The organism is Lederbergia ruris, from assembly GCF_018332955.1.
Lineage (GTDB): Bacteria > Bacillota > Bacilli > Bacillales > Bacillaceae_C > Lederbergia > Lederbergia ruris.
Window position 1 is genome coordinate 45,652 of sequence record NZ_BORB01000032.1, and the last position, 9,079, is coordinate 54,730.

Here is a 9,079-nt window from a genome sequence, read left to right on the forward strand (position 1 = left end):
CCTAAAGACTAAAATTCACAAATTCTATTGTACACTATTTTTATCCATTTTCCTGTCTGAACTATATTCATAAAAAAGGAATAACTACTATTATGATTGCTTTTGAAGGAGAACAACCGCCATAGAGGCGACACCTTCTTCTCTACCAACAAATCCAAGTTTCTCTGTTGTAGTAGCTTTTACATTAATTTGTTCTTCATTCGCTTCTAGCAATTGCGCAATCCGCTTTTTCATTTTCTTAATATGAGGAGCCATTTTTGGCTTTTGAGCCATAATGGTACAATCAAGATTAACAAGGGTATATCCACGATCAGTCACAAACTTCCATACCTGTTCCAACAATTTTGCCGAATCAGCATCTTTAAAATCGGGGTCTGTATCAGGAAAATGATGACCAATATCCCCTTCGCCAATTGCTCCTAAACACGCATCCGCTATCGTATGTAATAGAACATCCGCATCTGAATGACCTATCAGCCCTTTTTCATGCGGAATGGTAATACCTCCGATAATAAGCGGGCGATCCTCTGCAAATTGATGGACGTCAAATCCTTGTCCAATTCTAAACATGTCTTCTCCCTCTCCCTATTCAACAATATCCCTTAAATTTTAAGTCGTTTTTCCATAATTGCCTTGGCAAAGAATAGATCCTCTGGCGTAGTCAATTTAATATTATCATAATCACTCTGAACAATTTGCACCGAATGCCCTAGCCGCTCCACAAGGGAAGAGTCGTCTGTACCAAGGAACTGATCCTTTTTAGCCTGTTTATGTGCTTGATATAGAAGTGAAAAACGAAAAGCTTGTGGGGTTTGTACTTGCCACAAGCTAGAGCGATTAATAGTTTCAACCACATGAAGACCTTCCGTTTTTTTAATCGTATCTTTAACCGGAACGGCCGCTATAGCCGCTCCGCTTTGAACCGCACTTTGTACCAATTGGGCAATGACAGCCTTTTGAACAAAGGGGCGAGCGCCGTCATGCACAAGTATGACGCCTTCAGGATCAGCTACTTCTAAACCATTTAAAACGCTATATTGTCGCTCTTCTCCCCCTTTAGCGAGGGTGATCTTTTCCCACTGGTGTTTTTGTAAATGATCTTCAAAGAAATGCTGGTCACTTTCATTGATCACTACTATGATTTTTTGACAATCCGGATCTTGAATAAAAGTGTCTAGTGTATGCAAAATAATCGGTCGATCTTCTAATTTTAGAAGAAGTTTATTGATCCCAGCCCCCATTCTCTTTCCTAATCCGGCGGCCGGAATGATTACTTGATAATTCATCGCTTTAAAATCCCCTGTCTTACAATGCCGTCTCCATTAATTTCGGTTTCGCAAAAATCATTCGTCCTGCAGAAGTTTGCAAGACACTTGTAACAATCACATCTATTCTTTTGCCGATATAATTTCTACCTTCTTCGACAACAATCATGGTGCCATCATCTAAATAAGCGACACCTTGGTTATACTCTTTTCCGTCTTTAATTACCTGAACATTTAATTCCTCACCAGGGAGAACAACAGGCTTGACCGCATTCGCTAAATCGTTAATATTTAATACCTTCACATTTTGAAATTCACAGACTTTGTTTAAGTTAAAATCATTGGTTACAACCGTTCCGTCTATGAGTTTCGCAAGCTTAACTAATTTACTATCCACTTCTTGGATATCTTCAAAGTCTCCCTCATACATTTCCACATTGATATTTACTTCTTTTTGGATTCGATTCAATATATCCAGACCACGTCTTCCTCGATTACGTTTCAAAGAATCCGATGAGTCCGCAATATGTTGTAACTCTTCTAATACAAAAAGCGGGATGACAATAATACCGTCTAAAAAGCCTGTTTGGCAAATATCAGCAATCCTTCCATCGATTATAACACTTGTATCCAAAATTTTCATACGACTTGAGAGTTGTTCCTTTTTCGCTTCTTGATTTTCCTCTCCTCGTTTTTTTCCTCCTCGACTTTGTGAGAAGAAGCTTGTCAATTCATCGCGTTTCTTAAAGCCAACTTGAAAACCGAGATAACCAAGCAATAATGTTAATAAAATCGGAACAAACGTGTCAAGAATCGGGATTTGCATCTGATTAATCGCTAGACCCATTAAAAAGGCAAGCAATAAACCAAAACCGAGACCAAGGCTTCCGAATAGAATATCCGTGATCGGGGCCTTCACAAGCATATCCTCAATTCGCTTTACAAAATTCACAATCGGATTGATCGTCCAAAAAGTAATAAGATAAAAAATAATAGCACCCAGTAAAGCCGTTATATACGGATTATTAATCATAACGACATGATCAAAATGGATCAATTTTAGTAATAAAGGTAATAGGAAAATTCCAAGTGTTCCGCCCAACAGTAAAATGCAGGCTTGCACAATTCTCTTTAACATACTTTCACCTCCTTTTAATCATTATAAACAATAAGCACGCTTTAAAACCAAAAAGTTCTGTATTCCTCCCATGAACTATAAAATAAAGATCGATAGTAGATGTCACTCACTAAAATATTTGTTGCAAAGCATCTCCTACCGTCTTCACACCAATGACTTCCACCCCACCCGGAATGGTCCAACCACCTAAATTATTTTCAGGAATAATAATCCGTTCAAATCCTAATTTTGCTGCTTCTTGCACCCTTTGCTCAATTCTCGAGACACGACGGACTTCACCTGTTAAACCAACTTCTCCTATCATACAATCTGTTGCCCGAGTAGGTTGGTCACGGAAACTAGAAGCAATACTAATCGCAACGGCTAGGTCAATTGCAGGTTCATCTAATTTCACGCCACCAGCTGCTTTTAAATAGGCATCTTGATTTTGCAATAATAACCCTACTCGCTTTTCCAAAACAGCCATTAATAATGACACACGATTATGGTCAATCCCTGTCGCCATTCGGCGCGGATTCCCGAAACTGGTTGGTGAAATTAAAGCTTGAATTTCGACTAACACTGGCCTTGTTCCCTCCATAGAGGCAACGACTGTAGAGCCTGATGCTCCTTTTGAACGTTCTTCAAGGAAGATTTCCGACGGATTTTCCACCTCTGTAAGGCCTGATTCCTTCATTTCGAAAATACCCATTTCATTTGTGGACCCAAATCGATTTTTCACAGCTCGCAAAATTCTATAGGTGTGATGACGTTCACCTTCGAAGTATAGAACGGTATCTACCATATGCTCTAGCAATCGCGGACCGGCAATCGCCCCTTCTTTTGTTACATGTCCAACTATAAAAATCGCGATTCCTTTTGTCTTCGCTATTCTCATCAACTCAGACGTACATTCTCGTACTTGAGAGACACTTCCCGGAGCAGATGTTACTTCAGGATGATAGACGGTTTGAATCGAGTCAATCACTACAAATTGTGGTGAAATTTCATCAATCGTTAAATGGATCGCTTCTAAATTAGTTTCTGCATAAATATAAAGCTCTGGCGAGGAGACATGCAATCGATCGGCTCGCAACTTCGTTTGCCTGATTGACTCTTCTCCGGAAATATACAATACCTTTTGTTCTGTTTTAGCTAACTGAGCCGATACCTGGAGCAATAAAGTTGACTTTCCAATTCCTGGGTCACCGCCAATCAAAACAAGGGATCCTGCAACAACTCCCCCACCTAAAACACGATTTAATTCTTTCATTTGAGTTGTGACTCTTGGTTCTCTTTTCGTTGCAATGGATGTAATCGAAGTCGCCTTCGATTGATGATTTGGATCAGTATGCTGAAATGAGTGTCTCGGTTGCTTACCAACAATATTCACTTCTTCTACCATTTGATTCCATTCCCCACACCCCGGGCAACGTCCCATCCATTTAGCAGATTCATATCCACAAGATTGACATATAAACTTTGTTTTCTTCTTAGCCATCCATTTCCCCTTCTCATGTATATAATCTAAAAGAAACGGGGTACTTTCAAAAACTGTACCCCGTTTTATGTAGATACTGGGAACGGTCGGATTAAGAAATAGTTTTCTCTGTGGCTTTGACCGTTAATTCTCCCTTCTCTACATCTACTAAAATATGTTGTCCTGGAGCAATGCCCCCTTTTAGCAATTCTTCCGATAGACGATCTTCCACTAATTTCTGTATAGCTCTTCTTAACGGTCTTGCTCCGTATTCAGGATCGAACCCTTCCTCCGTAATCTTATCCTTTGCTGCTTCTGTTATCTCAAGATGCATATTTTGCTCCTCCAAACGTTTGACTAGTTGATCTGCTAGTAAAGTCACAATTTCTTTTAATTGTGGTTTTTCTAGAGCATGGAAAACAATAATTTCATCAATTCTATTTAAAAACTCTGGTCGGAAGGCCTTTTTCAGTTCCTCCATTACTTTACTCTTCATATCCTTATAGTCTTGTTCGCCATCTTGAATACTGAACCCGACATATTTATTTCTTCTTAGCGCTTCAGCCCCCACATTAGAGGTTAGAATTAATACTGTGTTGCGAAAATCAACCGTTCTTCCCTTCGAATCAGTCAAACGGCCATCCTCAAGGACTTGGAGTAAAATATTAAATACATCTGGATGGGCCTTCTCAATTTCATCAAGTAATATTACCGAATAAGGTTTCCTTCTAACCTTTTCCGTTAGCTGTCCCCCCTCTTCAAACCCGACATAGCCTGGAGGTGAACCAACAAGTCGTGAAGTAGAATGCTTCTCCATGTATTCGGACATATCGATACGAATCATTGCATCTTCATCACCAAACATAGCTTCAGCAAGGGTTCTACCTAATTCTGTCTTTCCAACACCTGTTGGCCCGAGGAAAATAAAGGAGCCGATCGGTCTTTTCGGATCTTTTAATCCAGCTCTCGCTCGTCTTACAGCTTTTGCTACAGCTTTCACTGCTTCCTCTTGCCCAATTACTCTAGAATGAAGAATTTCTTCAAGCTTCAGCAGTTTTTCCGTTTCAGTAGCGGCAATTTTTGAAACAGGAACCCCGGTCCAGCTGGATACAACTTGAGCGATATCTTCCATCGTTACTTCGCTGTTTTCCTGGCCTTGCTTTTCCTTCCAAGTTTTCTTCGTTTTTTCAAGTTTTTCACGGAGTCGCTGCTCTGTGTCTCGTAACGAGGCTGCTTTTTCAAACTCCTGACTTTGAACAGCAGCATCTTTTTCCTTGCGAGTCGTTTCAAGCTGTATTTCAAGTTCTTTTAAATTTGGTGGTGTTGTGTAAGAACGGAGTCTTACTTTGGATCCAGCCTCATCAATCAAATCAATGGCTTTATCCGGTAAGAATCGGTCAGAAATATATCGATCTGATAATTGTACAGCCGCTTCGATCGCTTCATCTGTAATGGTGACACGATGGTGAGCTTCATAACGATCACGAAGGCCTTCCAATATTTGTACAGATTCTTCAATGGTTGGCTCATCGACTTGAATCGGTTGGAAACGCCGTTCTAAAGCAGCGTCTTTTTCGATATATTTACGATATTCGTCTAGCGTTGTTGCACCAATACATTGTAATTCTCCACGAGCAAGGGATGGTTTTAAAATATTTGAAGCATCAATCGCCCCTTCTGCTCCTCCTGCACCGATTAACGTATGAAGCTCATCGATGAATAGAATGATATTACCTGCTTGGCGAATTTCATCCATCACCTTTTTTAAGCGATCTTCAAATTCACCTCGATACTTAGTACCTGCTACAACTGTGCCCATATCTAATGTCATGACTCGTTTGTCACGCAAAATTTCCGGTACTTCATTTTGGATAATTTGTTGCGCAAGCCCTTCGGCAATCGCTGTCTTCCCAACACCTGGCTCTCCTATAAGAACGGGATTATTTTTTGTTCTTCTACTTAGAACTTCTATTACCCTTTGGATTTCCTTACTTCTCCCTATAACTGGATCAAGTGTGCCTTCTTTAGCAATCGCAGTTAAATCACGGGCCAAACTATCAAGAGTTGGAGTGTTTGCATTAGAAGAAGAACTGGAGCCATGGGCATTGGCTTCATTATTTCCCAACAATTGCAGAACTTGTTGCCGCGCCTTATTTAGACTAACACCTAGATTAGTCAAAACCCGGGCTGCTACGCCTTCTCCTTCTCGAATTAAACCTAACAATATATGTTCCGTTCCTACATAGGAATGACCTAATTTCCTCGCCTCATCCATCGATAATTCAATCACCTTTTTTGCACGGGGTGTATAGTGAAGGTTTTGCGATTGCTCATTTCCTCTGCCAATTAAATTCTCTACTTCCTTTTGAATCTTTTCAGGGCTTAGCGCAAGTCCATATAAGGCCTTAGCTGCAATTCCTTCTCCTTCTCTTACAAGCCCTAACAATATATGTTCTGTTCCAATATTGCTATGCCCAAGACGCAATGCCTCCTCTTGGGATAAGGCTAAAACCTTTTGTGCTCTTTCTGTGAAACGTCCAAACATCATATAATCTCCTCCTAACTATCCTTCTCTTCCATTTTCAACCGTTCTCGGATAAAGGCAGCCCTTTTCATATCTCTCTCAACAGGTCGTAACGGGCCACCAGCATATTGTTGAAGAAAACCTGGTTGTGTTAAAATCATTAATTCATTTAATATATTTCTTGATAAATGTTTTATATATCCTAAATCTATGCCCAATCGTACATCAGATAAACGTTCAGCAGCTTCCTTCGTTTCGATAACTCGACTATTCGCTAAAATTCCATAAGAACGAAACACTCTATCCTCTAATTGTATGTTCGATGTTTTAAGTAATGCTTTCCTAGCGGATCTTTCCTGAGTGATAATTTGCTGAACGATGCTAACTAAATCATCCACAATATCTTCTTCTGATTTCCCCAATGTAATTTGATTGGAAATTTGGAATATGTTTCCTAATGCCTCTGTCCCCTCACCATAAATGCCTCTCACTACTAAGCCAAGCTGGTTAATAGCTGGAACGATACGAGACATTTGTCTTGTTAAAATTAAGGCGGGCAAGTGAACCATCACAGAGGCTCTTAAACCAGTGCCCACATTTGTTGGACAGCTAGTCAAATAACCTAAACTTTCGTCAAAAGCATAATCAACTTGGTCTTCCAATAGGTCATCCACAACATTGGCCTTATCCAAGGCTTCTTTGATTTGAAGGCCAGAGAATAGGCATTGAATTCGGATATGATCTTCTTCATTGATCATAATGCTCAAATCTTCTTCTTCCGATAAGATGACTGCTCCATAAGGTGAATCTGTCGCTAAACGAGGGCTAATCAAATGCTTTTCCACGAGTACCTTTTTTTCCAATTGTTTTAATTGCTCAATCGGTAGGAACTCTACTCCCTTATAAGCTTGGAGATAGCCAGACTGAACAATGCCATCCAATCTACTAGCAATTTCCCTTGCCTCTTCATTTTCAAACAAGGTGGGGAATTTATAATTCTTCAAGTTTCTTGCAAGGCGAATACGAGAACTAAGAACAATATCTGCCTCTGGTCCTTCTGCACTCATCCATGAGCTGACAGCCTTATTAAGAAATCTTTCTAGACTCATCCTTGATTTCCCTCCTCATCTTGATATTTTTTTTCTAAGGAGCGGATTTGATCCCGTATTTTAGCGGCCTGCTCAAATTCTTCATTCGCAATTAGAGATTGTAATTCTGCTTTAAGCTTTTGCACCTGCTTTTTGATATGAAGAGATCCACCCATTCTTTTTGGTAGCTTCCCCCCATGTTCTATATTCCCGGTATGAAGTCTCTTTAAAATAGGAGTTAATTGTTCTCTAAATGTTTCATAACAGTGAGCACAGCCAAATCGACCGACTTTAATAAATTGCTGATAAGTCATTTTACAAACATCACATTGAAGGATAGAGTCAGGAGGAGAAGTGTTTGGTTTAGCTTGTTTTACAGCTGAATCAAAATTTAATAGACCTGCCAACAGATCATTGAATGAAAAAGCCCCAGTGCCTTCATTCATAAATAATTCCCCTTTTTCTTGAGCACATCTTTCACAAAGTTGAATAGTCGTTTTTTCCCCATTTACAACTTTTGTGAAATGCAATGTAGCTGGTCTCTCTTTACATTCCTGGCAAATCATTGCGCTCACCTTCCTTTATCTATTCGTATTTTATAGCTTGAAGCATTGCTTTTAGCATTCTAGCTCTTAACTGATCTCGAAGTGGAAGTTCCACATAAATAACAGAGCGGTCCACAACACTTAACATTAATTTTGCTTCTTTCTCCGTTACAATTCCCTCTTCTACTAAGCGAAGAATAATATCTTGAGCACTGGACTGCGAAATTTGACTTTCTGTTAAAGCGGATAATTGATCAATTAAATGGGATTTATCATGTGAACGCACTTTAGAAATGCGAATATAGCCGCCTCCCCCCCGTTTACTCTCCACAAGATATCCTCGCTCAATTGTAAAACGAGTATTGATTACATAATTAATCTGGGAAGGGACACATTGAAATTTATCGGCAACTTCACTTCTTTTAATTTCAACAATTTCTTTTTCACTTAATTCCAAAACCTTTTTTAAATAATTTTCAATAATATCCGATATATTCCTCATTGCCACGCCTCCTTCCCTTCTTATTACCTTAATTGACTTTGACTATATTTGACTTAATTATACATGAAAAGATAATAAAAAGGCAACGATCTTCCATCATCAATATTTTAGCCAGATTTGTATAGTTCAAAACGTCTTTTGGGAATATTTCCCTATAACGTTAAAACGCCCGCTTAGCGGCAAACATATGTCAATAAATTGCTTTTCCTTACCCTTTCATGAGTAGTAATGAATCAGTAAAGGAATAACCATTCAAAGGATTCTATTGGAGAAAGGGTTTATTAAATGAAAAAAGACATCCTTTAAGAAGAATGTCTTTTATAACTTATTAAAAAACCCTTATTTAGCTCGGCAGAGCGCGCGCTATTTGGCCGAATCTCTGCATCAGCTATACCTTCGATATAAAAAAGACACCCTCTTCATGAGGATGTCCTTCGTTTGCCTGGCAACGTCCTACTCTCACAAGGGGAAGCCCCTTATTACCATCGGCGCTGAAGAGCTTAACTGCCGTGTTCGGGATGGGAACGGGTGTGACCTCTTCGCGATTGCCACCAGACT

Annotated in this window: 8 protein-coding genes and 1 rRNA gene; all 9 read right to left on the reverse strand. The window is 39.6% G+C overall.

All coding sequences use genetic code 11. The features are described from left to right. Positions 1–90: 90 nt before the first annotated feature. The 9 genes from ispF to rrf all read right to left on the reverse strand — a co-directional run bounded on the left by ispF (position 91) and on the right by rrf (position 9,077). Positions 91–570: a 2-C-methyl-D-erythritol 2,4-cyclodiphosphate synthase gene (gene ispF / locus KI363_RS16060; protein ID WP_158323127.1), complete on the reverse strand. Its 480-nt coding sequence runs from the start codon at positions 568–570 to the stop codon at positions 91–93. A 32-nt stretch (positions 571–602) separates the two neighbouring features. Beyond that, the gene (gene ispD / locus KI363_RS16065) at positions 603–1,286 is read right to left on the reverse strand and encodes a 2-C-methyl-D-erythritol 4-phosphate cytidylyltransferase (protein WP_158323126.1); all 684 of its coding nucleotides are present in this window, start codon (positions 1,284–1,286) and stop codon (positions 603–605) included. Positions 1,287–1,305: 19 nt separating this feature from the next. Continuing rightward, positions 1,306–2,403 (reverse strand): PIN/TRAM domain-containing protein, encoded by a 1,098-nt coding sequence (locus KI363_RS16070; RefSeq protein WP_158323125.1) that lies wholly within the window; start codon positions 2,401–2,403, stop codon positions 1,306–1,308. Positions 2,404–2,512: 109 nt separating this feature from the next. Then, entirely contained in the window at positions 2,513–3,883 is a 1,371-nt protein-coding gene (gene radA, locus KI363_RS16075) for a DNA repair protein RadA (RefSeq protein ID WP_212966964.1), read from the reverse strand. Between the two features lie 91 nt (positions 3,884–3,974). Further along, positions 3,975–6,410 carry an ATP-dependent protease ATP-binding subunit ClpC gene (gene clpC / locus KI363_RS16080; protein WP_158323123.1) on the reverse strand — a complete coding sequence of 812 codons (2,436 nt, stop codon included), beginning with the start codon at positions 6,408–6,410 and terminating at the stop codon, positions 3,975–3,977. Positions 6,411–6,421: 11 nt separating this feature from the next. Then, positions 6,422–7,495 carry a protein-arginine kinase McsB gene (gene mcsB / locus KI363_RS16085; protein WP_158323122.1) on the reverse strand — a complete coding sequence of 358 codons (1,074 nt, stop codon included), beginning with the start codon at positions 7,493–7,495 and terminating at the stop codon, positions 6,422–6,424. Then, positions 7,492–8,040, reverse strand: coding sequence for a protein-arginine kinase activator protein McsA (gene mcsA / locus KI363_RS16090; protein ID WP_158323121.1), 549 nt, complete (start codon positions 8,038–8,040; stop codon positions 7,492–7,494). The genes mcsB and mcsA overlap by 4 nt, the downstream gene beginning before the upstream one ends. Positions 8,041–8,059: 19 nt before the next feature. After that, the gene (locus KI363_RS16095; RefSeq protein ID WP_158323120.1) at positions 8,060–8,521 is read right to left on the reverse strand and encodes a CtsR family transcriptional regulator; all 462 of its coding nucleotides are present in this window, start codon (positions 8,519–8,521) and stop codon (positions 8,060–8,062) included. A gap of 440 nt (positions 8,522–8,961) precedes the next feature. Beyond that, positions 8,962–9,077, reverse strand: a 5S ribosomal RNA gene (gene rrf / locus KI363_RS16100). Positions 9,078–9,079 lie beyond the last annotated feature (2 nt).